Source organism: Chelativorans sp. J32, assembly GCF_000518985.1.
Lineage (GTDB): Bacteria > Pseudomonadota > Alphaproteobacteria > Rhizobiales > Rhizobiaceae > Chelativorans.
Genome location: NZ_JAEQ01000001.1, coordinates 221,572 through 244,158, shown reverse-complemented (window position 1 = coordinate 244,158; position 22,587 = coordinate 221,572). Strand labels below are relative to the sequence as shown.

The following is a 22,587-nucleotide window of genomic DNA, read 5'->3' as shown; positions in this document are numbered from 1 at the left end:
GACCGCTTCAGATATGGAACTTCCCCCAAGGCTGCGCCAGGCCGTCGACAAGATGCTGGAAGGCACACCGCTCCCCGCCCTCCAAGCCGCGGCGAACCAGCTTTCCCGCCGCTATCGCAGCGAGACCCGCGATGGGCGCTTGCATGTGGGGGAAATGATCGCGGCGAAGGCTTACCTGGCGGCGCGCCTGCCCGCCACCTACGCTGCCATTCGCCGCGCCATCAGCGATGTGGCCGAGCTTAACGCGGGAGATGCGCCCCGAACGCTGATGGATGTGGGCGCCGGACCGGGAACCGCCCTCTGGGCGGCTTTGGAAGAATGGCCGCAAATCGAAGAGGCCATTCTTATCGAGGCGAGCGAGGCGATGCGGCAGGTGGGCGAAAGTCTGGCGCAGGAGATCGGGCCGACGCGGCTCTCCTGGCGCGATATGAAGATTGAAGGAGGCCTTCCCGGGATCGAGCCGGCCGATCTCGTCACGCTCTGCTACGTGCTGGACGAGCTCGAGCCGGCAACCGCCGAAGCCCTGATTGGTCGGTTATGGGCACTGACCAAAGAGGTGCTGCTGATCGTGGAGCCGGGCACACCCGCAGGATGGCAGCGCATTTTGAAAGCAAGGCGGGAATTGATCGAAGCCGGCGCGCATATCATGGCGCCTTGCGTGCACCAGATCACCTGCCCGATTGTTGAGCCCGACTGGTGCCACTTCTCCCGCCGCGTCGCACGCTCCCGGATACACCGCCTGGCCAAGGGTGGGGAGGTGCCGTGGGAGGACGAGAAATTCGTTTATATCGCCGCCTCACGCCTTCCAAGCTCCGCGCGCAGAAGCCGTGTGCTTGCCCCGCCAAAGGTGGCGAGCGGCATGGTGCGGCTTAAGCTCTGCAATCCCGAGGGTGAGGTTGAGGAACGGCTCGTTACCCGGCGGGAAGGCGCAGGTTTCAAGGCTGCGAAGCGACTCGCGTGGGGGGATTCCCTGGAGGAATAACGGCCTTCTCTCCTTCTGCCCTTCACCCCTCCACCGCAAGGCGCTTCAGATGGTAAAGCGCCTCCAGCGCTTCACGCGGTGTCATGTCGTCCGGGTTGAGCGCGGCAAGCTCTCCCTTGAGCCGGTCGTCCGTTTTTCGCTTGGGCGGTTCCTGTCGCATCGCGGCAGCGGAGAAAAGCGGCAGGTCATCAACAATGCGCGCCGCCTTCGTTCCCGTCTCTCCCTCTTCCAGCCTGTGCAGCACGTCGCGCGCGCGATCCACCACAGCCTGCGGGAGACCGGCAAGGCGCGCCACCTGGATGCCGTATGAGCGGTCGGCCGCGCCTCGCGCCACCTCGTGCAGGAAGATCACGTCGCCCTCGAACTCCTTCACCCGCATCGTGACATTGACGAGGCGCGAAAGCTTTTCGGTGAGCGCGGTCATCTCGTGGAAATGCGTGGCGAAAAGGGCGCGGCAGCGGTTCTTTTCATGCAGATATTCGACCGCCGCCCAAGCAATTGAGAGTCCGTCGAACGTGGCCGTGCCGCGGCCGATCTCGTCAAGAATGACCAGTGACCGCTCGCTTGCCTGGTTGAGGATCGCGGCCGTTTCGACCATCTCCACCATGAAGGTCGACCGCCCCCGCGCCAAATCGTCCGATGCGCCGACACGGGAAAAGAGTCTGTCGACCACGCCGATGCGGGCCGAGCGCGCCGGCACGAACGAGCCCATTTGCGCGAGAACGGCGATCAGGGCGTTTTGGCGGAGGAATGTGGATTTACCGCCCATATTGGGGCCGGTGAGAAGCCAGATGGCGCCCGCCTTCTCGCCTTCAGCAGGCGAAAGGTCACAGTCATTGGCGACAAACGGCTCGCCAAGCTGTTTGCGCAGGGCCTGCTCCACCACCGGATGCCGCCCCCCTTCGATGTGGAAATCCAGGCTCGCGTCCACCACCGGCCGGCAATAGTCCTCGCTCTCGGCAAGGCAGGCGAGTGCGGCGGAAACATCAAGTACAGCAAGTGCCTGCGCCGCCGCCCGCAAGGGTTCGGATGCCGCGACCACCTCCTCCACCAACCGGTCGAAGACGGCAAGCTCGATTGCGAGCGCCCGGTCGGCGGCGTTGGCAATCTTCGTTTCGAGATCGGCGAGCTCGGTGGTGGTGAAGCGCATGGCATTGGCCATGGTCTGGCGGTGGATGAAGCGGGCTTTCGCTTCGTCACTGCCGGTGAGCGCTCCCGAATTGTTGGCTGTCACCTCGATATAGTAGCCGAGAATGTTGTTGTGCCTGATCTTGAGCGAGCGGATGCCGGTTTCCTCGATCAGGTCCCGCTCCATGCCGGCGATCACGCGTCGCGACTGATCGCGCAGCGCCCGCATCTCGTCCAATTCCTGATCATAGCCCTCATGCACGAAACCGCCGTCGCGCTTCAGGAGCGGCAGGTCGTCGGCCAAAGCCCGATCGAGGTGGGACACGAGCGCCGCGGGGAGCGCCTGCAAAGTGGAAACGGAAGCTGCCAGTTCGGAAGGCAGTTCCTTGCCGGCAAGCAGGTCGGCAACGGCAGCAGCCGCCTCGAGCCCCGTCGCAAGAGCGCCGAGATCGCGCGGGCCACCCCGATTCAGCGCAAGCCGCGACAGCGCCCGCGTCATATCCGGAACGCCCTTCAGCAGCTCGCGCAGGCCGTCCCGCAGATTGGGTCCGTCAAGGAAAAGAGACACCGAATCAAGGCGCAGGCCGATCGCCAGCGGGTCCGTGAGGGGGGACATGAGGCGCTCGGCCAGAAGCCTGCCGCCGGCCCCGGTCACCGTCCGGTCGATGGCTTTCAGGAGGCTTCCCTCGCGGCTGCCCGAAAGCGTACGCGCAAGCTCCAGATTGGCACGCGTCGACGGGTCGATGAAAAGGCTCGTCCCATCCTCGTCCCGCTCGGGAGCGGCCAGTGGCGGACGTTCCGCCTTCTGCGTCTTCTCCACATAGGCGACGGCACCCGAGATGGCGGAAAGCTCGGCGCGGGAGAACCGGCCGAAGCCGTCCATGGTCGCTACGCCATAGAAGCGCGCGAGCCGCATGGCGGCGCTCGCCGAATCGAAGAAGACCGCTGGTTGCGGCACCACGATCCGGCCCAACAGGTCAAAGATCGGGCGAAGCTCGGGATCGTGGCACAGGGGCTCCGCCACGATCAGCTCGCGTGGGTCGATGCGGGAAATGTCGGCGAGCAGCCGATCGACAGCAGTCGAGGCCACACGGAACACGCCCGTGGAAATATCGATCCAGGCGAGCGCGAGCTGCTGTTCCTCGCCGCCCTTCACACGCCCAAGGGCCATGAGATAATTGGCCTGTGCGGGATCGAGCAGCTTCTCCTCGGTAATGGTGCCGGGCGTAACCAGCCGAATCACGTCGCGGCGGACGACGGCCTTGTAGCCACGCTTCTTGGCTTCGGCCGGATCTTCGAGCTGCTCGCAGACCGCGACGCGATGACCCAGCCCTATCAGCTTCTGCAGATAATCGTCGGCCGCATGCACCGGCACGCCGCACATGGGGATGTCTTCGCCCCGATGTTTGCCCCGCTTGGTCAAGGTGATGCCCAAGGCCCGGCTCGCTATCTCCGCATCCTCGAAGAAGAGCTCGTAAAAATCCCCCATGCGGTAGAAGAGCAGGGAATCCGCGTTGGCGGCCTTGATCTCGATATATTGCTGCATCATGGGCGTCGCGCCCTCGGCGGCGGGCAACGGCGCGGCCTGCTCAGCACGCATCGGCGTTTCGTCGTTCAAGAAGCGCCCCTCAAAAAGCAGTTTCGCGTTGGATGGCCATTTACCTAACGGAAATGTAGCCTTATGCACCCGTCTTCGACAGAACTCCACAAGAAGCCGGGTGGGAGGCGGTAGGGAAAATGAGCGAAGCTGACAAGAGCAACAGGATGGGGCCTTCGGTGAGCGCGCAGGAGGCTCTCGAATTCCATGCGATGGGCCGGCCGGGAAAGCTGGAAATCTCGCCCACCAAGCCGATGGCAACCCAGCGCGACCTCTCGCTTGCTTATTCCCCAGGCGTAGCCGAGCCCGTGAAGGCGATCGCCGAAGACCCAAGCCGCGCCTTCGACTACACCACGCGCGGCAATCTGGTGGCGGTCATCTCCAATGGCACCGCGATTCTCGGCCTCGGAAATCTTGGCGCGCTCGCATCCAAGCCGGTGATGGAGGGCAAGGCGGTGCTCTTCAAGCGCTTCGCCGACGTGGACTCGATCGATCTCGAAGTGGCTACGGAGGACGCGGACGAATTCGTCAATTGCGTGAAGCTGCTCGGTCCCTCCTTCGGCGGCATAAATCTCGAAGACATCAAGGCGCCGGAATGCTTCATGATCGAGACGCGCCTGCGCGAACTCATGGACATCCCGGTTTTCCATGACGACCAGCATGGCACGGCCATCATCGCGATCGCCGGTCTCATCAATGCGCTGGACCTCACCGGTCGCGACATGAAGACGACCAGGCTCGTCTGCAACGGCGCAGGTTCAGCGGGCATCGCCTGCATCGAGCTTGCAAAGGCCATCGGCTTTGCGCCGGAGAACATCATTCTCTGCGACACCAAGGGCGTGGTCTACAAGGGCCGCGCCGAGGGGATGAACCAGTGGAAGTCGGCTCACGCGGTGGAGACGGACAAGCGCACCTTGGCCGAAGCCGTGGAGGGGGCCGACGTCTTCTTCGGCCTGTCGGCCAAGGGAGCTCTGACACCGGCCATGGTGCAGTCCATGGCCAAGAACCCCATCATTTTCGCCATGGCCAATCCCGACCCGGAAATCACGCCGGAGGAGGTGGCGGAAATCCGCACCGACGCCATCATGGCGACCGGCCGCTCCGACTACCCCAACCAGGTGAACAACGTCCTGGGCTTTCCTTACATTTTCCGCGGTGCCCTCGATGTAAGGGCGACAACGATCAACGACGCCATGAAGATCGCGGCGGCGGAAGCCCTCGCCGCGCTCGCACGCCAGGACGTGCCGGACGATGTGGCCGCTGCCTACCAGGGTAACCGCCCGAAATACGGTCCCAATTACATCATCCCCGTACCATTCGACCCGCGGCTCATCACGGCGGTGCCGGTGGCAGTGGCCAAAGCGGCCATGGATTCAGGTGTCGCCCGTCGCCCGATCCTGAATCTCGAGCGCTATGAGCAGGAGCTTTCCGCCCGCAGGGATCCGATCGCCTCGACGCTCCAGCGCATTTACGACCGCGTGCGCCGCCAGCCGAAGCGCATCGTCTTCGCCGAAGGCGAGGAAGAGCAGGTGATGCGGGCCGCGGTTTCCTATGTGAACCAGCGGCTCGGTACCGCGATCCTGCTCGGACGGGAGGAGCGCATCCGCGAGACGGCAGCCAATGCCGGCGTCGATCTTTCCCGGTCGGGCATCGAAATCATCAATGCGCGGCTGTCGCGCCGGAACGGCATCTATGCCGATTATCTCTATGAACGCCTGCAGCGGAAGGGCTATCTCTTCCGTGATTGCCAGCGGCTCATCAACAATGACCGGAACCATTTCGCCGCCTGCATGGTGGCGCTGGGCGATGCCGACGGCATGGTCACCGGCGTAACGCGCAATTATTCCACCGCGCTCGACGACGTCAGGCGCGTGATCGATGCGCGGCCGGGACATCGCGTTATTGGCGCCTCGATCGTGCTGGCGCGTGGGCGCACCGTCATTGTGGCCGATACGGCGGTGCATGATATGCCAGATGCCAACGAGATCGCCGATATTGCGGAAGAGGCGGCAAGCTTCGCGCGGCGCATGGGCTATGATCCGCGTGTCGCCATGCTCGCCTACTCGACCTTCGGCCATCCACCCGGCGAGCGTTCGGAACGCATCCAGGAGGCTGTAAAGATCCTCGACAAACGTCGGGTGGATTTCGAATATGACGGCGAGATGGCCGCCGACGTGGCGCTCAATCCTCGGCTCATGCAGCAATATCCGTTCTGCCGCCTTTCGGGACCGGCGAACGTTCTTGTAATGCCGGCCTTCCATTCGGCCTCCATCTCCACCAAGATGCTTCAGGAATTGGGGGGCTCGACGGTGATCGGCCCGCTGCTCGTCGGCCTCAACAAGCCGGTGCAGATCGTCTCGCTGAACGCGAAGGACTCCGACATTGTGAACATGGCCGCAGTCGCCGCTTACAGCGCCGGCGGCTAGGGATCAGCAAGGTGAGAATGCTTCTCGGCCAGTGGCAGTTCTGGGCGGTGCTTTCCGCCCTTTTCGCCGCGCTTACGGCAATACTCGCCAAAGTGGGCGTCGAGAATATCGGTTCCGACCTCGCGACCTTCATCCGCACCATCGTCATAGTGCTTATGGCGGGCCTCATCGTCTGGGGCACCGGCCAGTGGCAGGGAGCCGGCAGCATCAGCCCACGAAGCTGGATCTTCCTCGTTCTCTCTGGCATCGCCACCGGCCTTTCCTGGCTGTGCTATTTCCGTGCGCTCAAGCTCGGCGACGTCTCCCGCGTCGCGCCCATCGACAAGCTCAGCGTGGTTTTCGTGGCCGTCATCGCCTTCCTTTTCCTGCGTGAACGCCTCTCGGGCATCAATTGGCTCGGCGTGCTCTTGATCGCGGCTGGCGCCATCCTCGTCTCCGTCAGGGCATAGGCCGGGCGCGCTGGAACTTCGCGCAAAACGCGCGGTTCCGTTGTCAGCGGCGCCGAATGTCGCGGCATTGAACGGAAGGCAAGCCCCGATGACCAGGAATGTCGTCATAGCCGTCGTGGTCGCGATCGTTGTCATACTCGCCATCGTGCTCTTCCTTCAGCCGAGAGGCGGCAATGAAAGCGGCGGCCAACCGCCGCACGCCACAACAAACGGATAGCCATACCTCGGCTCCAGCCAGCCTCAGGCGAACTTATTTGCGCCTAACCGCGTTGAACGCTCGAGATTCACGTGGGTGAAGGGATCCGCATGAAGACCGAAGCAATGCAGGAGGGTGCGCCTGCGGGCAGGGCGCTTGGAACAGTGCTGATGCCGGGGCGCAACTGCCGGCAGATCGTGACCGCGAACAGAGCGGCCTTCCTTATCGACGCCGAAGCCTATTTCGCAGCGCTGGAAAATGCGCTGAGGCAGGCGACCCGCTCGATTTTCATCATCGGCTGGGACTTTGACGCGCGCATCCAATTGCGCCCGCAGGACGGAGAGGACGCGCCTACGCTCGGAGAGATGTTGCGGAAGCTCGTGGAGGAGCGGCCCGAGCTCGAAATTCGCATCCTGGTCTGGAGTCTTGCGGCATTCCATGCGCCGGGAGCAACCATTCCGCTGATTTTCGGCGCGGAGTGGGAGAACCATCCGCGCATCCATCTCCGGCTCGACACGCATCACCCCATTCATGCGGCACATCATCAGAAGATCGTCACGATCGACGATACGCTCGCCTTCATCGGCGGGATGGACCTCACGATCGGCAGATGGGACACCCAGAAGCACATCAAGAAGGATCCGCGCAGGAAATGGCCGGATGGAACCTCCTATAATCCCGTCCACGATCTGCAGATGGCATTGGACGGCCCTGCAGCAAAGGCGATCGCCCGCGTGGCCCGGGATCGGTGGCAGGAAGCAGTGGGTCAGAAGATACCGTTCACCAAGCCGGCGGAGCTGTGGCCGGAAGGCCTTTCCCCCGGTTTTCGCGACATCCAGGTGGCCGTCGCGCGAACGCTCCCCGCGCGTGGCCGCCGAAAAGGTGTCGAAGAGATAGCATTCCTCACCGACGACCTGCTCAGGTCAGCCGAGCGGAGCGTCTATATCGAGGCGCAATACTTCACCGCCAAGCGCCTGAGGAAGACGCTGAAAAAACTCCTCTCCCGCCGGCGCGGACCAGAGATCGTCGTCGTCTGCACGCGCCACGCGAACGGGTTCGTCGAGCGTTTCATCATGGGTGCCAATCGTGAGCGTCTCCTGCGCAGGATAAAGCGCTGGGACAGGCATGGACGTATGCGCATCTACTGCCCCGTGGTCGACGGCCATGAGGACGATGGAATCATGCTGGTCCACGCCAAGCTGATGATCGTCGACGATCGCTTCCTGCGCATTGGCTCGGCCAATCTCAACAACCGCTCTATGGGCCTGGACACCGAATGCGACATCGTCATCGAAGGGAACAGGCCTGACGTACGCGATGCCATTGCCCGCTGCCGCGATCGCCTTTTGGCGGAACATCTCGGTGTCGATCCAGCCTTGGTCCGCGAAACGATGGAGCAGGAAAATTCCCTGATCCGGACGATCGAGAAGCTGAACCGGGAGACTGGCCGCTGCCTCTGCCCCCTCACCGTCAAGCCGGGACCGATCCATTCGTTTCCCGGAACGCGCCTGCTCGATCCGGAGCGGCCCTTCCGCTTCGTCGAATGGGCGCGTGCCAAGTGGCGGAGCGCCTTTGCTCAGGATGCCGTTTCCGTGGCCTCGGGACGGGACAACAGCGCCTCTGACAGGACGAGCAGTATGCTGCCCATCAAGAGCGGCAAGAGGAAATAGACGAACCGGAACACCAGGACGGCACCGATGAGATGGGCCTGCGGCAGGAGATAGAGGACGACGCTTTCAATCACGCCGAGGCCGCCGGGCGCATGGGTGATCAAGGTTGCCACGTTTGCACTCACATATACGGTGGCGACTTCCAGATAGGGCACCTCCGCCAGGGCGGAGATCGCCTGGTGAAGCGCCGCCGCAACAAAGGCGAAGTTGAGCGTGCCGATGATCGTCTGCGGTATCGCCAGCCGCACGGTCGGCATTTCCAGCCGACGGCCGCGGATGTGCATCGCACGCCCGCCGAAGAGCCCCGCGAGCAGGAGATAGGCTGCAGGCCAGGCAAGGCAGATGCCGCCGATCAGATAGACAACTCCCGGCGATATGCCGATCACTCCCTTCGCAAGCTCAGGATTGGCGATCAGTCCTGTTCCGCCGAGCACGGAGAGACCTAGGCCCACCGTAAATCCGCAAAAGACGATCACCTTCGCCACCTCCTCGGCATCCAGTCCCCAGCGCGAATAGAAGCGGTAGCGGATCGCACCGCTGCTCAAAGCGGCAAGGCCGATATTGTGGCCGAGCGAGAGGCTGGTGAAGGAGGCGAGCGCCGCGCGGGGATAGGCGAGCGGTCGACCGGCATAGCGAAGCGCCAGCCAATCAAATCCAGTCAGGCAGAGATAGCTTGCGGCGGTGAAGGCCACTGCAAGGAGAAGCCTGCCGAGGGAGACGGAGGTGACCGCCTCCACCACCTCTTCCCACTTGTACTGCGAAAGCGTGCGATACAAGAGATAGCCGGCGAAGAGAACGGCCGCCCCTGCTAGCGAATAACCGAGATAACGCCGGACTGGGCTGCTGACAGAAAAGGACTTCAAGAAGAACCCTCGCGGTGGATCATGCCGGCACAACGCGCGGAAATGTATTTCCGATCCCGGTGGAAAAAGTAGCCGCGCAGCCTCAACGATCCCGCGGCTCATGCGTTGAGCGGGGAATGACCGTGCCTGACGCGCCCCATCCATCCCAGCCCTCCGGCCGCGATCCGTCCGCGGAAGGGGATTCCTCGGCCGTGCGAGCCGGCGTCGTGCGCGTGATGACGTGGAACATCCATGGCGGAGTGGGTCCGGACGGACGGCGCGACCTGCGAAGGATCGTGGATCTTGTTCGCAAGCACGATCCGGATCTCGTCGCATTGCAGGAAGTCGGCTCGCGCCGCGAGGTGGCCGAAGCAGCCGAAGCCTTCAAGTTCCTTTCCGAGGCGCTCGGCAACCATGTGACCGAAACCCGGCTCATCACCGCCCCGGATGGGCATTACGGCCACGCCCTGATCTGCCGGTGGCCTCTCAGGAGCACCGTCTGCCACGACCTCTCCTATCGCAGGCGGGAGCCGCGCGCAGCCATCGAGGCCATTGCAGAAACACCATATGGGCTCCTGCACGTGGTCGCGGCTCATCTCGGACTGAGTTTTGCGGAACGAAGGCACCAGGCACAGCTCCTCGCGGAGGTGGTGCAATCAGGGCCGGAGCCGGCCGTCCTGATGGGCGACCTGAACGATTGGGTTTGGCGCGGCTCGGTGCAGAAGATGCTCAACCATCTTTTCCCGGGCCACACCCATTTCAAGACGTTCCCTGCTTTCTGGCCCGTCTTTGCCCTGGACCGGATTTATTGTCGGCCAGGCAAGATGCTGACGAGGCAGTGGACCGACCCTCAGGCGCGAACCGCTTCCGACCATCTGCCCGTGATCGCCGAGTTGCAGATGAGGGGCGCGTTATTCGAAGATGATAGCGGGGGCTGAACCAGTGGCTGCCTTTTCTGCCTTCAGCCGCTCCGAAACCTTCTCCGCTATCGCCCGATAGGTTTTCGCCTGATCGCCTTCGGGATCGGAAACCACGACCGGCGCGCCTGCATCCGACATTTCGCGCACATCCATGGTGAGCGGCACTTCACCCAGGAAAGGGATTCCCAGCCGTTCGGCCTCCGCCCTCGCCCCGCCATGACCGAAGATATCGTAGCGCTTGCCGGTATCCGGTGCGATGAAATAGCTCATGTTTTCGACGATCCCCAGGACCGGCACTTCCACGCGGCGGAACATGTTGAGCCCTTTGCGGGCGTCGATGAGGGCAAGGTCCTGCGGAGTGGACACGATCACCGCTCCGGCCAGAGGCACCTGCTGGGCCATGGTGAGCTGCGCGTCACCAGTGCCGGGAGGCATGTCGACAACCATCACATCGAGCGGGCCCCAGGCCACATCTCGCATGAGCTGGCGAAGTGCCGACATCACCATCGGCCCCCGCCAGATCATTGGTGTCTCTTCCTCCACGAGGAAGCCGATCGACATGACCTGCAGGCCGTAAGCTTCCATCGGCTTCAAGGTCTTGCTGTCGACCATTTCCGGCTTGCCCTTGATTCCGAGCAGGCGGGGCATGGAGGGCCCGTAAATATCCGCATCGAGGATGCCAACCTTCAGGCCCTGCGCCTGCAGCCCAAGCGCAAGATTGACGGCGGTGGTGGATTTTCCGACCCCACCCTTGCCACTTGCGACTGCAATGATGGCATCGACGCCGGGCACCCCTGCCTTTGCGGGCTGGTGCGCCTGCGGGGTGGCGGGCCGCACCGGCGATTGCGGACGGGGCGGCTGAGGCCTCGCCGCGGGCCGCTCCTGTGGCGCAGCGCCCATGCCGCCCTGCCTCTCCGCGGTGAGGGCGACAACGGCGCCCGTCACACCGGGCACCGTCTTTACCGCCCTCTCCGCCGCCTCGCGCAAGGGCTCGAGCTCCTGCGCCCGCTCTGCGGGAACCGTGATCGAGAAAAAAACCTTCCCATCCGCAATGAATATCTCGGAAACAAGCCCGAGCGAGACGATGTCGCCTTCCAGGTCCGGCCCTCTGACAGTGCTGAGCTTTTCGATGACTGCTTCGCGGCTGACGGCGCTCATTGCGGCTCACTTTCTCATGCGTTCTCCTGCCAGATAGTCATATCCGGCGGAAATACCAAGCGTTACAAGCCCTCGGGATGGAACGGCGCACGCTGAATGAGGGGCAATGGTGCAGGCTGACGCAAAACATGGCAGACATTGAGCCATGATCGACAAGCTGGAATTCTTCATCGCGCTCGCCAAAGAACGGCATTTCGGCCGGGCTGCGGCGGAACTCGGCGTTACGCAGCCCACGCTCTCGGCGGCGATCAAGCAGCTGGAGGATCAGCTCGGCGTCATGCTCGTCCAGCGCGGCTCGCGTTTCCAGGGGCTGACGCCCGAAGGCCAGCGCGTGCTCGAATGGGCGCGGCGCATCGTAGGCGACGCGCGCACATTGCGCGAAGAGATGCGCGCGGCCCGGCGCGGCCTTTCGGGTCACGTGCGGATCGCCGCCATTCCCACCGCGCTTGCCATGGTGCCCACTCTCACCACACCCTTTCGCGAGAAGCACCCTGAGGTGACCTTCTCGGTCGTTTCCTGCACCTCGCTCGAAGTGCTCGCGCTGCTCGAGAATTTCGAGATCGACATCGGCATCACCTATCTCGACAACGAGCCGCTCGGCCGTGTCGTCACCGTTCCTCTCTATTCCGAGCGCTACCAGCTCATTACCGCCGTCGGAAACCGCTTTTCCGATCGCAAGGAAGTGACCTGGTCGGAGGTCGCCGAGCTGCCGCTCTGCCTGCTCACCCCCGACATGCAGAACCGCCGCATCATCAACAAGCATCTGGAGGAGGTTGGCGCACGCGTGCAGCCGACGCTCGAATCGAACTCGATGATCCTGCTCTTCTCGCACATCCGCACCGGCAAATGGGCTTCGATCATGCCGCTCAATCTGGCGGAAGTGCTCGGCTTCTCAGAGCCCATCCGGGCCATTCCCATCATCGAGCCAAACGCCAGTCACCTTGTCGGCGTCGTGGCGGTTGAGCGGGAACCGCATACGCCCATGGTCTCGGCCTTGCTGTACGAAGCGCGGCTGGCTGCCGAGACTTTCGCCAAAGTCTGATAGAAATTTTCTATCACTCAACGGATATGCTATATTGATAGAGAGCGGTGATACCGTATTTCCTCCAAAGCGACTTTATCCAGGGAGGGCGCTGCAGGATGCAGCACGCAGGTACCGAGATCGTTTCCGCCGTCATGCCGATCATCGAGCGGTGGAAGCATGAAGAAGGCCCGCTCCTGCCGATCCTGAACGGCATTCTGCGGGAATTCGGGTATGTGCCGCGCGAGGTACTTCCTGCCATCGCGGACGCCCTGAACCTTTCGCGTGCCGAGGTCTACGGCGTCGTCTCCTTCTATCATGACTACCGAGAAAACCCGCCGGGCCGGCATGTGCTGAAGGTGTGCCGCGCAGAAGCTTGCCAGGCGATGGGCGGCGATGCGGTCGCGGAGAGGCTTCAGGAGCTTCTCGGCATCACGTTCGGCGAAACCGCTGCGGATGGCTCGGTCACGCTGGAGGAGGTCTTCTGTCTCGGCCTTTGCGCATGTTCGCCTTCCGCCATGCTCGACGGCGAAGTGATCGGCCGTCTGGATGAAGACAAGGTGCAAGAGATCGCGCGGGAGATCCGGGCATGATGCGGAAGATCTATATTCCCCGCGACTCCGGCGCGCTGGCGCTCGGCGCCGAAAAGGTAGCGAGGGCGATTGCGCGGGAGATCGGGCTGCGGGGCGTCGAGGCGCAAATCGTTCGCAACGGCTCACGCGGGCTCTATTGGCTGGAGCCCATGGTTGAGGTGGAAACACCGACGGGGCGCGCGGCATATGGGCCGGTGAAGCCGTCGGACGTGCCCTCGCTCTTTGATGGCAATTTTCTTTCAGGTGATGCGCATCCGCTTTTCCTCGGCAACCCGGAGGAAATCCCCTTCCTTGCGCGCCAGACCCGGCTGACCTTCGCGCGCTGTGGCATCACCGATCCTGTATCGCTCGCAGACTACGAGGCCCATGGCGGCCTTCGCGGCTTGAGAAACGCGCTTTCGATGACGCGGCTTCAAATCGTCGAGCAGGTGACGGAATCCGGCCTGCGCGGGCGTGGCGGCGCGGGCTTTCCTACCGGCATCAAGTGGAAAACGGTGCTCGATACCAGCGCGGCGCAGAAATACATCGTCTGCAATGCGGATGAGGGCGATTCCGGCACCTTTGCCGACCGCATGATCATGGAAGGCGACCCCTTCGTGCTGATCGAGGGGATGGCGATCGCCGGCATCGCGGTGGGGGCCACAAAAGGCTACATCTATTTACGCTCCGAATATCCACATGCGGAACAGGTGCTCAACGAAGCGATCGCCGTCGCACGCAACGCCGGTATCGTCGGCAAAAACGTGCTTGGGTCGCAATATGCTTTCGACATGGAAGTACGCATGGGCGCCGGCGCGTATGTCTGCGGCGAGGAAACGGCGCTGCTCGACTCGCTTGAAGGCAAGCGCGGCATGGTGCGCGCGAAACCGCCACTGCCGGCGCATGAAGGCCTTTTCGGCAAGCCCACCGTCATCAACAATGTAATCTCGCTCGCTTCCGTGCCCATCATCATGGACAAGGGCGCGGCGTACTACCGCGACTTCGGCATGGGCCGCTCGCGCGGGACGATCCCGATTCAGATCGCCGGCAATGTGAAGCATGGCGGCCTGTTCGAAGCGGCCTTCGGCCTGACGCTCGGTGAGATCGTCGACGAGATCGGCGGCGGGACGGCCACCGGCCGGCCGGTGCGCGCGGTGCAGGTGGGCGGGCCTCTCGGCGCCTATTTCCCGCGCGCGCTGTTCGACACGCCGTTCGACTACGAGGCTTTCGCGGCGAAGGACGGCCTGATCGGCCATGCCGGGATCGTGGTCTTCGACGACACGGTGGACATGCTGAAGCAGGCGCGCTTCGCCATGGAGTTCTGCGCGGTGGAAAGCTGCGGCAAGTGCACGCCCTGCCGCATCGGCTCGACGCGTGGCGTTGAGGTGCTCGACCGCCTCGCAAAAGGCATCGAGCCGTCAAGGCAGATCGAGATCGTCGAGGATCTCTGCAACACCATGAAATTCGGCTCGCTCTGCGCACTGGGCGGCTTTACGCCCTATCCGGTCATGAGCGCACTCACCCATTTCCCCGAGGACTTCCGCCCGCAGCCGGTGCGGGAAGCGGCGGAGTAGGAGGAAGAACCATGTGTTTCGTGAACGAGATCGATTACGGCACGCCCGCCGCGAAATCGGACAAGACCGTTACGCTCAGCATTGACGGCAAGGATATTACGGTGCCCGAAGGCACCTCCATCATGCGCGCGGCGCGAATTGCCGGCATCGAGGTGCCCAAGCTCTGCGCGAACGACATGGTGAAGGCTTTCGGCTCTTGCCGGCTCTGCCTGGTGGAGATCGAAGGGCGCGGCGGCACGCCAGCCTCCTGCACCACGCCGGTCGCGGAAGGGATCAAGGTCTCGACGCGCACGGAGCGGGTGCAGGCGATCCGCCGCGGCATCATGGAACTCTATATGTCCGATCATCCGGAGGATTGTCCGGCTTGCGCCGCCGGCGACTGCGAGATGGTGAAGATGGCCGAGACCGTCGGCCTCAAGGAGATTCGCTACGGCCGCGCGGGCGAAAACCATATCTGGCCCGCCCATGACGGGGTCGCAAACCCGCATTTCATGGAGCCGGACCTCTCCAACCCCTATTTCGCCTATGATGCCTCGCAATGCATCGTCTGCTCGCTGTGCGTGCGCGCCTGCGAGGAGCAGCAGGGCACCTTCGCCCTCACCGTCGAGGGCCGCGGTTTCGAAAGCCGCATCTCGGCAGGCATGCACGAGCCTTTCCTGGAATCGGAATGCGTGTCCTGCGGCGCCTGCGTGCAGGCCTGCCCCACCGGCGCGCTGCGTGAAAAATCCGTGATCGAGAAGGGCATGCCCGAATGGTCTGCCGTCACCACCTGCGCCTATTGCGGCGTCGGCTGCTCCTTCAAGGCGGAGATGAAGGGCGAGGAAGTGGTGCGCATGGTGCCCTGGAAGGAGGGCAAAGCGAATCGCGGCCATTCCTGCGTGAAGGGCCGCTTCGCTTATGGCTACGCCACGCATAAGGACCGCATCCTCAATCCCATGATCCGCGAGAAGATCACGGATCCTTGGCGCGAGGTCACCTGGGAGGAAGCCTATGCCCATGTGGCAAAGGAATTCCGCCGCATCCAGTACCAATATGGCAGGAGTGCAATCGGCGGCATCACGTCCTCCCGCTGCACGAACGAGGAGACCTATCTGGTCCAGAAGCTCGTGCGGCAAGGGTTCGGCAATAACAATGTCGATACCTGCGCACGCGTCTGCCATTCGCCCACTGGCTACGGGCTGAAAACCACGTTCGGCACCTCAGCCGGTACGCAGGATTTCGACTCGGTCGAACATGCCGATATAGTGATGCTCATCGGCGCAAATCCGACCGATGCGCATCCAGTGTTCGCCTCCCGGATGAAGAAGCGGTTGCGCCAGGGCGCGAAGTTGATCGTCATCGATCCGCGCCGGATCGACCTCGTACGCACGCCGCATGTCGAGGCGTCCTACCACCTGCCGCTGCGCCCCGGTACGAACGCGGCGGTTCTCAACGCGCTCGGGCATGTGATCATCTCCGAAGGCCTCTTCGATGAAGCCTTCATCCGCGAGCGCTGCGAGTGGGACGAGTTCCAGGACTGGGCCGAATTCGTGATGCAGCCGGAAAACAGCCCGGAGGCGGTGGAGAAATTCTCCGGCGTTCCGGCCGATCTGATCCGCGGTGCGGCGCGGCTCTACGCTACAGGCGGCACCGCCGCGATCTACTACGGCCTCGGCGTGACCGAGCACAGCCAGGGCTCGACCACGGTGATGGCGATCGCCAATCTCGCCATGGCCACTGGCAATATCGGCCGCCCAGGCGTGGGCGTGAACCCGCTGCGCGGCCAGAACAATGTGCAGGGCTCCTGCGACATGGGCTCCTTCCCGCATGAGCTGCCGGGCTATCGCCACATTTCGGAGGACGCGACACGCGCGATTTACGAGGCGATCTGGGGCGTGAAGCTCGATGACGAGCCGGGCCTGAGAATCACGAATATGCTGGACGCCGCTGTCGAAGGCTCCTTCAAGGGCATCTACATCCAAGGCGAAGACATCCTGCAGTCGGACCCGAACACGAAACACGTGGCGGCGGGTCTTGCCGCCATGGAATGCGTCGTCGTGCACGACCTCTTCCTCAACGAGACGGCCAATTACGCGCACGTCTTCCTGCCAGGCTCGACCTTCCTTGAGAAAGACGGCACCTTTACCAATGCCGAGCGGCGCATCAACCGCGTGCGCAAGGTAATGGAGCCCAAGAACGGCTATGCCGACTGGGAGGTGACGCAGAGGCTCGCCCAGACGATGGGGCTGGACTGGAATTACCAGCATCCATCGGAAATCATGGCCGAAATCGCCGCCACAACGCCGAGCTTCGCCGGCGTCACCTACGAACTTCTGGAGCTGGAGGGCTCGGTGCAATGGCCGTGCAACGAAAAGGCTCCCTTGGGAACGCCGGTGATGCACATGGATGGGTTCGTGCGGGGCAAGGGCAAATTCATCCGCACCGCCTATATCGCCACGGACGAGAAGACCGGACCGCGCTTCCCTCTCTTGCTCACCACGGGCCGCATCCTCTCGCAATATAATGTCGGCGCACAGACGCGGCGCACCGACAATGTCGTGTGGCATGAGGAGGACCTGCTGGAAATTCACCCCTTCGATGCTGAAAACCGCGGCATCCGCGACGGCGACTGGGTGAAGCTCGCAAGCCGCGCGGGCGAGACGACGCTGCGGGCCAAGATCACCGACCGGGTCGCGCCGGGCGTGGTCTATACAACTTTCCATCACCCGGACACGCAGGCGAATGTGGTGACCACCGAGTTTTCCGACTGGGCGACGAACTGCCCGGAATACAAGGTGACGGCCGTGCAGGTGACACCTTCAAACGGGCCCACCGAGTGGCAGCGGGATTACGACGAGCTTTCGCGAAAAAGCCGCCGGATCGTGCATGTGGAGGCGGCGGAATGATAAGCGCGCGTCCTCGCTCCCGCGAAGTGGGCGAGATGCCCGGCAGGGCGGACGGACGCGCGAAAGGGGGCCCGCTCCTCCGATGACCTCCCCGCTTTCAAACGTGCTGCGGACGGCGCAACGGATGGATGGCACGCGAGTAGCCGCACGCATCCTTCCCAAGGAAGCCGCCGTGGCGCTTTCCTACGGGGGCACCACGCATGCCGTGATGATGGCCACGCCTGATGATCTCGAGGACTTTGCCTTGGGATTCAGCCTGACGGAAGGAATCATCTCATCACCGGACGAGATCGAGACGATCACGGTGCAGGACATCGGCGCGGGCTTTGACGTTCAGATCCGCCTTCATGATACCGCCAACAAGCGCTTCGAGGCGCGGCGGCGGCGCCTCGCCGGCCCGGTGGGCTGCGGCCTTTGCGGCATTGAATCCATTGAGGAGGCCATGCGCGACGTGCCGGATGTGGCTGGGAATTCGCTGCGGCTCACGGCGCAGGATGTCGTGCAATCCGTGCAGCTTCTATCGGAGAAGCAGACACTGCACAGGCAGACCGGCGCTGTTCATGCGGCGGGATTTTATATGGCCGGCAAGGGGATCGTGGCCGCGCGTGAGGATGTCGGCCGTCATAACGCGCTGGACAAACTCGCGGGCGCATTGGTGAAAACCGGCGCCGAAGCAGCGGCGGGCGCGGTCGTCATCACCAGCCGCGTTTCCGTGGAAATGGTGCAGAAGGCGGCGGCGATGGGCGCTCCTGTCGTTATCGCCGTTTCCGCGCCGACGGCGCTCGCGGTCTCCACGGCAGAGCAATGTGGCCAGACGGTCGTGGCTCTCGTCCGCGGCAACGAGTTCGATATCTTTACCCACCCGGAGCGCATCGAGATTGGAGCGGTCAGGAATGTCACATGAAGGCAGCATGACGGGAGACGAAAAACTCGTCTACATGGCAAACCAGATCGCGTCCTTCTTCGAGAGCATGAACCAGGCGGAAGCGGTCGACGGCATCGCCGATCACATCAACAAATTCTGGGAGCCCCGCATGCGTCGCCATTTCTTCGACATTGTCGAACGCGGTGGCAAAGGCTTGAAGCCTGTCGTCGTCGAAGCGGCAGCAAAGGTGAAACGGCCGAAGGAGGCCGCCTGACTCAAAGGGACTTAATCAGCTCCGGCAGTTCGCCGAGATGAGCGATCTTACGGAAGCGCGGCTCTCCGACCGGCGGCTCTTCCTGCTCGAATACCCAGGTCAATTCGTGTGGAACGAAGACGCCCCACGCGCCGGCACGAAGCGCCGGGATGACGTCGGACTTGAGCGAATTACCGACCATCATGCTGTTTTGCGGTCCGTCTCCGTGGCGTGCGAAGATGCGCGCATAAGTGTCAGCCGTCTTGTCGCTGACGATCTCCACCCCGTCAAAATGATCTCCAAGCCCCGATTGCGCGAGCTTGCGCTCCTGATCGAACAGGTCGCCTTTGGTGATGAGCACCAGCTTGTATCTGCCGGCAAGCGCTTCCAGCGTCTCCGTGGCATATGGCAAGGGCTCGATCGGATGCTGGAGAAGATCGCGTCCGATTTCCATGATGCGGGCGATGACCGAGGAAGGAACCTTTCCTGCGGTTACATCGAGCGCCGTCTCGATCATCGAGAGCGTAAAGCCTTTGATACCGAACCCGTAGAGCCTCAGATTGCGCATCTCCGCGTCCAGCAGGCTCTGTTTCAGGTGCTTTGCCTCGGCGAAATCAGCAAGGAGCTCGGCAAAACGATCCTCCGTAAGGCGGAAGAACTGTTCGTTCTGCCAAAGAGTGTCATCGGCATCGAAGCCGATCGTCGTGAGCTGCATGGCCTCTCTCCCAGAAGCACACTCGGTCACGCATAGCGGGGGATTCCCACAAAGTCCACGACCGCGCGGCTCACACGTAAGGCAGGCGCCCCAGGGAAGAGAAGTGCTCGTTGAGGGAGTCCAGTGCGTCGAGGTCGTCCTCATCGAGAGCAAAGTCGAAAACAGCGATATTTTCTTCCAAATGCCTGCGCTGATTGGCTTTCGGGATGGGGACGGTGCCACGCTGCAGGTTCCACCGGATCATCACTTGGGCCGGTGTCCTGTCGTACTTTTCCGCGATCTCCAGGAGCCCCGCATCGTCCAGCCGCGTGGCTCGCGTAAGCGGACTGTAGGCCTGGATGACGATGCCGCTGAAATCCGCATGCTGCTTCAGGTCGAGATCATGCCCGAACGGGCTCCATTCGACCTGGTTGACGGCCGGTAGCTCACCGGTTGCTTCGATCAGTTCCTCGATCAGTTCGATGGAATAGTTGCTGACCCCGATATCGCGCGAGAGGCCTTCCTCCCGGGCGCGCACAAGCCCCCGCCACAGTTCCTCGCCAGCGCCATGCTTCGGAGGGCGGTGGATCAGAATGAGATTGGCATAATCCAGTCCCAACTCATTCAGATTGTTCCGCGTCGCGGCATAGGCGTCATCGGTCTCCTCGACCTTGGTGACGATATAGATTTCGTCACGATCCAAATTGCTCGCGCGGATCGCCTCGCCGATGGCGGCCTGGGTTCCATAGTCGCCTGAGGTATCGATCATCCTGTAGCCAAGATCCATCGCCGTGCTGACCGCCTGTTGCGTATCGTCCGTCAGCTGCCATGTTCCCAGCCCCATGATCGGCATCTGATTGCCCGAATGAAGCTGAATGCGCGATGCGGGATCCAAGCGACCGTCCTCCGCTTGTGTAGAAGAAGCTAACGCGGTGGATGGGCCTGTGTTCCGCTGGAAGAATGCCTATCGGCTTGCCGCGCCTGTGGGTGCATCCTCCCGCATAAGACCTTCGCTCTTCAAATCGGCCCAAAGTGCTGCCGGGATCTCCTTATCCAGGATGGCGCGATTGGCCTTCACCTGCGAAGCACTCTGACCCCCGGGAATCACCGAATAAACAACGGGGTGGAGCAAGGGGAAGCGAAGTGCGGCCTCGATCAACTTCACGCCATGACGCGCACAGACTTCTTCGATGCGGCTTACGCGTTCGAGGATCTCCCGCGGCGCTTCATCGTAATTATAGTATGCCCCGGGAATGGGGCCCGTCGCCAGAATGCCGGAATTGTACGGAGCGCCGAGGATGATGCCGATGCCGCGTTTCTCGCAAAGCGGCAGGAAGCTTTCCAGTGCCTCCTGTTCGAGAAGGGTGTAACGACCGGCGAGCAGGAAGAGATCGAAGTCGCCGCGTTCGGCGAGCCATTGGCAGGATTGCCATTCGTTGACGCCGGCACCGAAGGCCCTGATCACACCCTGGTCCCGCAGCGACAGCAGCGCGTTGTACCCAGAGGCCATCAGCTCTTGCAGCTTCGCCTGCAGCACGTCATGAGCCCCATGGGTGAATACATCCAGATCGTGCGCGTAGAGGATATCGACGCGGTCAACGCCCAATCGCTCCAACGAAAATTCCAGGGAGCGCATCACTCCGTCATAGCTGTAATCGTAGACTTCCACGCGGGAAGGTGTTTCGAAGAATTTGCCGATCCCGGTGCGCTGTTCGGGTGGGCAGGCTTTCAGGAGGCGGCCGACTTTGGTGGAAAGGACGTAGTCCCCACGCTTTCGCCCACGCAGGAAGCGATTGAGACGGGTCTCCGACAGGCCCAGGCCATAGAGCGGCGCGGTATCGAAATAGCGGCAACCCGTTTCCCAGGCGGCCTCCAGCGCGGCATGTGCTTCGTCCTCTGAAATCGCCCTATAGAGGTTACCGAGCGGTGCTGTCCCGAAACCGAGCTCCGTGAACGGAATAGCGTCATTGCCGTTTCGGTCGAAAAACCGCGTCTTCATCCTTCTCCTCCCCTCCGAATTGTCCCGGAAAATAACACAGCTTCGAAGGGAGGGAACACGCCTCTACCAGGTCGATGACGCCGTTGACTTCCGCCCGGCTCTCGTCTCACGTGGAAGCCTGCATCAGATCTATGGGAGGAAGGATGCTCAAAGGGATCAGCCCGCTTCTCAATGCCGATGTGCTGTTCGCGTTGAGGGCGATGGGTCACGGGGACGATCTCGTCATCGTGGACACGAATTTTCCTGCCGAATCGATCGCGCGACAGACCAGCCTTGGAAGGTTGCTTCGTATCGACAATGTTTCGGCAGCAGAGGCGGCTGCGGCCGTTCTTTCCGTCTATCCCCTGGATACCTTCATCGATGACGCGGCGGCGCGCATGGAGGTCGTCGGAAAGCCGGACGAGATCATGCCTGTTCAGGAGGAAGTGCAGCGCGTCGTCAGTGCAGCCGAGGGAAGGCACTGGCCCCTGGTAGGCATCGAACGCTACGCATTCTACGAACGCGCGAAACAGGCATTCTGCGTGATCCAGACCGGCGAGCGGCGCTTCTATGGCTGCTTCGCCTTTCGCAAAGGCGTCATTCCGCCGGACTAGGCCGTTGCGCCCCTGGAAAGAACTCTTTCGCGCGCGCTGATCATCTTGTGCAGATGCACCATCATCGCCGCGGCGAACAACGGCGTGAGGAGATTGAGGAGGGGCACCGCCAGAAAGGCGGCAATCACGAAGCCGGCAAGGAAGACCGTGCCCGCGTGACGGCGGCGCAACGCCTTGGCATCGGCCTCGCTGCGGAAGCGCATGGCAGCGAATTCGAAGAACTCGCGGCTCAGCAGATAGGCGTTGATGATGAAGAAGGCGATGAGGTTCACACCGGGTACGAACAGAAGCATTAGCGCAATGATGTTGCCGACGATGACGACCCCGAGAAACTTGAGCGACAGGATCATAGCCGGAAGGAGCGGTACCGCCTTGCCGGGCGGGTCCTGAGGATAGCTTTCCTTCTCCACCGCCTCTGCCACGTCGTCCAGGAAGATTCCCGCGACAATGGCCGTAATGGGCGCCACCAGCAAGGCGAGCGCGAGCGCGAGACCCACGCCGGCGATGATGGCGGCGATCAGCCCCAACCAACCCGCCCAGGAGGGGAGCCCAGGCAGAAGCGCATCCAGCCATGGCATGGCGTAGATATCGAATGCCTCCCTCAAGCCGAACCACAAGGCGACCAGGATCAATAGGGTAAGGCCGAGTGTCTTCAGGAAAGCTCCGCGGAAGGCGGGAGAGAAGAGCTGGCTTGCTGCGGCACGCGCGGCATCGAAAATCATCGGTGCGAAGGCCCTTTCATCGGCGGTATAGCCTGTGGTGG

20 protein-coding genes are annotated in these 22,587 nt (G+C 62.6%); 13 read left to right on the top strand and 7 right to left on the bottom strand.

Annotated elements, in window-relative coordinates; translation table 11 throughout:
* The first annotated feature begins 13 nt into the window (after positions 1-13).
* Positions 14-982: a small ribosomal subunit Rsm22 family protein gene (locus CHEJ32_RS0101235; protein WP_028032201.1), complete on the top strand. Its 969-nt coding sequence runs from the start codon at positions 14-16 to the stop codon at positions 980-982.
* A gap of 22 nt (positions 983-1,004) precedes the next feature.
* On the opposite strand, the gene mutS is transcribed toward CHEJ32_RS0101235, so the two are convergent.
* Complete coding sequence (mutS, locus tag CHEJ32_RS0101230) at positions 1,005-3,710, bottom strand: DNA mismatch repair protein MutS (protein WP_034657749.1); 2,706 nt, start codon at positions 3,708-3,710, stop codon at positions 1,005-1,007.
* A 137-nt stretch (positions 3,711-3,847) separates the two neighbouring features.
* Here mutS and CHEJ32_RS0101225 point away from each other — a divergent pair, with 137 nt between their 5' ends.
* The 4 genes from CHEJ32_RS0101225 (at position 3,848) to CHEJ32_RS23640 (ending at position 8,448) form a co-directional block, all read left to right on the top strand.
* Positions 3,848-6,133: an NADP-dependent malic enzyme gene (locus CHEJ32_RS0101225; protein ID WP_028032199.1), complete on the top strand. Its 2,286-nt coding sequence runs from the start codon at positions 3,848-3,850 to the stop codon at positions 6,131-6,133.
* Between the two features lie 17 nt (positions 6,134-6,150).
* Positions 6,151-6,582, top strand: coding sequence for an EamA family transporter (locus CHEJ32_RS0101220; RefSeq protein WP_156936581.1), 432 nt, complete (start codon positions 6,151-6,153; stop codon positions 6,580-6,582).
* Positions 6,583-6,670: 88 nt separating this feature from the next.
* Positions 6,671-6,799: a hypothetical protein gene (locus CHEJ32_RS27880; RefSeq protein ID WP_256375642.1), complete on the top strand. Its 129-nt coding sequence runs from the start codon at positions 6,671-6,673 to the stop codon at positions 6,797-6,799.
* Between the two features lie 89 nt (positions 6,800-6,888).
* Entirely contained in the window at positions 6,889-8,448 is a 1,560-nt protein-coding gene (locus CHEJ32_RS23640) for a phospholipase D-like domain-containing protein (RefSeq protein ID WP_034657691.1), read from the top strand.
* Here CHEJ32_RS23640 and CHEJ32_RS0101205 read toward each other — a convergent pair.
* Complete coding sequence (locus tag CHEJ32_RS0101205; protein WP_028032197.1) at positions 8,355-9,311, bottom strand: lysylphosphatidylglycerol synthase domain-containing protein; 957 nt, start codon at positions 9,309-9,311, stop codon at positions 8,355-8,357. The genes CHEJ32_RS23640 and CHEJ32_RS0101205 overlap by 94 nt on opposite strands.
* 116 nt (positions 9,312-9,427) lie before the next feature.
* Between CHEJ32_RS0101205 and CHEJ32_RS23635 the strand changes: the two genes are divergently transcribed.
* Positions 9,428-10,228, top strand: a complete 801-nt coding sequence (locus CHEJ32_RS23635; protein ID WP_084032637.1) for an endonuclease/exonuclease/phosphatase family protein — start codon at positions 9,428-9,430, stop codon at positions 10,226-10,228.
* On the opposite strand, the gene CHEJ32_RS0101195 is transcribed toward CHEJ32_RS23635, so the two are convergent.
* Complete coding sequence (locus tag CHEJ32_RS0101195) at positions 10,202-11,368, bottom strand: Mrp/NBP35 family ATP-binding protein (RefSeq protein WP_028032196.1); 1,167 nt, start codon at positions 11,366-11,368, stop codon at positions 10,202-10,204. The genes CHEJ32_RS23635 and CHEJ32_RS0101195 overlap by 27 nt on opposite strands.
* A 145-nt stretch (positions 11,369-11,513) precedes the next feature.
* On the opposite strand from CHEJ32_RS0101195, the gene CHEJ32_RS0101190 reads away from it, so the two are divergent.
* The 6 genes from CHEJ32_RS0101190 (at position 11,514) to CHEJ32_RS0101165 (ending at position 18,559) form a co-directional block, all read left to right on the top strand.
* On the top strand, positions 11,514-12,410 hold the full coding sequence (locus tag CHEJ32_RS0101190) for a LysR family transcriptional regulator (RefSeq protein ID WP_028032195.1): 897 nt from the start codon (positions 11,514-11,516) through the stop codon (positions 12,408-12,410).
* A 98-nt stretch (positions 12,411-12,508) separates the two neighbouring features.
* Positions 12,509-12,982 (top strand): formate dehydrogenase subunit gamma, encoded by a 474-nt coding sequence (locus CHEJ32_RS0101185; protein ID WP_028032194.1) that lies wholly within the window; start codon positions 12,509-12,511, stop codon positions 12,980-12,982.
* Positions 12,979-14,535, top strand: coding sequence for an NADH-quinone oxidoreductase subunit NuoF (locus CHEJ32_RS0101180; protein WP_028032193.1), 1,557 nt, complete (start codon positions 12,979-12,981; stop codon positions 14,533-14,535). The genes CHEJ32_RS0101185 and CHEJ32_RS0101180 overlap by 4 nt, the downstream gene beginning before the upstream one ends.
* 11 nt (positions 14,536-14,546) lie before the next feature.
* A complete protein-coding gene (gene fdhF / locus CHEJ32_RS0101175; RefSeq protein ID WP_028032192.1) occupies positions 14,547-17,420 on the top strand; it encodes a formate dehydrogenase subunit alpha in 2,874 nt (957 codons plus the stop codon).
* Positions 17,421-17,502: 82 nt separating this feature from the next.
* A complete protein-coding gene (gene fdhD, locus CHEJ32_RS0101170; protein WP_028032191.1) occupies positions 17,503-18,324 on the top strand; it encodes a formate dehydrogenase accessory sulfurtransferase FdhD in 822 nt (273 codons plus the stop codon).
* Positions 18,314-18,559: a formate dehydrogenase subunit delta gene (locus tag CHEJ32_RS0101165; protein WP_028032190.1), complete on the top strand. Its 246-nt coding sequence runs from the start codon at positions 18,314-18,316 to the stop codon at positions 18,557-18,559. The genes fdhD and CHEJ32_RS0101165 overlap by 11 nt, the downstream gene beginning before the upstream one ends.
* 1 nt (position 18,560) lies before the next feature.
* Here CHEJ32_RS0101165 and CHEJ32_RS0101160 read toward each other — a convergent pair whose 3' ends face one another.
* The 3 genes from CHEJ32_RS0101160 to CHEJ32_RS0101150 all read right to left on the bottom strand — a co-directional run bounded on the left by CHEJ32_RS0101160 (position 18,561) and on the right by CHEJ32_RS0101150 (position 21,231).
* Positions 18,561-19,253 (bottom strand): HAD family hydrolase, encoded by a 693-nt coding sequence (locus CHEJ32_RS0101160; protein WP_028032189.1) that lies wholly within the window; start codon positions 19,251-19,253, stop codon positions 18,561-18,563.
* Positions 19,254-19,323: 70 nt separating this feature from the next.
* Positions 19,324-20,127, bottom strand: coding sequence for an aldo/keto reductase (locus CHEJ32_RS0101155; protein ID WP_028032188.1), 804 nt, complete (start codon positions 20,125-20,127; stop codon positions 19,324-19,326).
* 69 nt (positions 20,128-20,196) lie between these two features.
* Positions 20,197-21,231: an aldo/keto reductase gene (locus CHEJ32_RS0101150; protein WP_028032187.1), complete on the bottom strand. Its 1,035-nt coding sequence runs from the start codon at positions 21,229-21,231 to the stop codon at positions 20,197-20,199.
* Positions 21,232-21,374: 143 nt separating this feature from the next.
* Here CHEJ32_RS0101150 and CHEJ32_RS0101145 point away from each other — a divergent pair, with 143 nt between their 5' ends.
* Positions 21,375-21,824, top strand: coding sequence for an RbsD/FucU family protein (locus tag CHEJ32_RS0101145; RefSeq protein ID WP_028032186.1), 450 nt, complete (start codon positions 21,375-21,377; stop codon positions 21,822-21,824).
* Here CHEJ32_RS0101145 and CHEJ32_RS0101140 read toward each other — a convergent pair.
* Entirely contained in the window at positions 21,821-22,546 is a 726-nt protein-coding gene (locus tag CHEJ32_RS0101140; protein WP_028032185.1) for a sulfate transporter family protein, read from the bottom strand. The two genes, CHEJ32_RS0101145 and CHEJ32_RS0101140, sit on opposite strands and share 4 nt — an antisense overlap.
* Positions 22,547-22,587 lie beyond the last annotated feature (41 nt).

Excerpts from the sequence above, each read along its gene's own strand:
- CHEJ32_RS0101235 (WP_028032201.1), top strand. The coding sequence starts at position 14 with ATGGAACTTCCCCCAAGGCTGCGCCAGGCCGTCGACAAGATGCTGGAA.
- mutS (WP_034657749.1), bottom strand. The coding sequence starts at position 3,710 with ATGCGTGCTGAGCAGGCCGCGCCGTTGCCCGCCGCCGAGGGCGCGACG.
- CHEJ32_RS0101225 (WP_028032199.1), top strand. The coding sequence starts at position 3,848 with ATGAGCGAAGCTGACAAGAGCAACAGGATGGGGCCTTCGGTGAGCGCG.
- CHEJ32_RS0101220 (WP_156936581.1), top strand. The coding sequence starts at position 6,151 with ATGCTTCTCGGCCAGTGGCAGTTCTGGGCGGTGCTTTCCGCCCTTTTC.
- CHEJ32_RS27880 (WP_256375642.1), top strand. The coding sequence starts at position 6,671 with ATGACCAGGAATGTCGTCATAGCCGTCGTGGTCGCGATCGTTGTCATA.
- CHEJ32_RS23640 (WP_034657691.1), top strand. The coding sequence starts at position 6,889 with ATGAAGACCGAAGCAATGCAGGAGGGTGCGCCTGCGGGCAGGGCGCTT.
- CHEJ32_RS23635 (WP_084032637.1), top strand. The coding sequence starts at position 9,428 with ATGACCGTGCCTGACGCGCCCCATCCATCCCAGCCCTCCGGCCGCGAT.
- CHEJ32_RS0101195 (WP_028032196.1), bottom strand. The coding sequence starts at position 11,368 with ATGAGCGCCGTCAGCCGCGAAGCAGTCATCGAAAAGCTCAGCACTGTC.
- CHEJ32_RS0101190 (WP_028032195.1), top strand. The coding sequence starts at position 11,514 with ATGATCGACAAGCTGGAATTCTTCATCGCGCTCGCCAAAGAACGGCAT.
- CHEJ32_RS0101185 (WP_028032194.1), top strand. The coding sequence starts at position 12,509 with ATGCAGCACGCAGGTACCGAGATCGTTTCCGCCGTCATGCCGATCATC.
- CHEJ32_RS0101180 (WP_028032193.1), top strand. The coding sequence starts at position 12,979 with ATGATGCGGAAGATCTATATTCCCCGCGACTCCGGCGCGCTGGCGCTC.
- fdhF (WP_028032192.1), top strand. The coding sequence starts at position 14,547 with ATGTGTTTCGTGAACGAGATCGATTACGGCACGCCCGCCGCGAAATCG.
- fdhD (WP_028032191.1), top strand. The coding sequence starts at position 17,503 with ATGACCTCCCCGCTTTCAAACGTGCTGCGGACGGCGCAACGGATGGAT.
- CHEJ32_RS0101165 (WP_028032190.1), top strand. The coding sequence starts at position 18,314 with ATGTCACATGAAGGCAGCATGACGGGAGACGAAAAACTCGTCTACATG.
- CHEJ32_RS0101160 (WP_028032189.1), bottom strand. The coding sequence starts at position 19,253 with ATGCAGCTCACGACGATCGGCTTCGATGCCGATGACACTCTTTGGCAG.
- CHEJ32_RS0101150 (WP_028032187.1), bottom strand. The coding sequence starts at position 21,231 with ATGAAGACGCGGTTTTTCGACCGAAACGGCAATGACGCTATTCCGTTC.
- CHEJ32_RS0101145 (WP_028032186.1), top strand. The coding sequence starts at position 21,375 with ATGCTCAAAGGGATCAGCCCGCTTCTCAATGCCGATGTGCTGTTCGCG.
- CHEJ32_RS0101140 (WP_028032185.1), bottom strand. The coding sequence starts at position 22,546 with ATGATTTTCGATGCCGCGCGTGCCGCAGCAAGCCAGCTCTTCTCTCCC.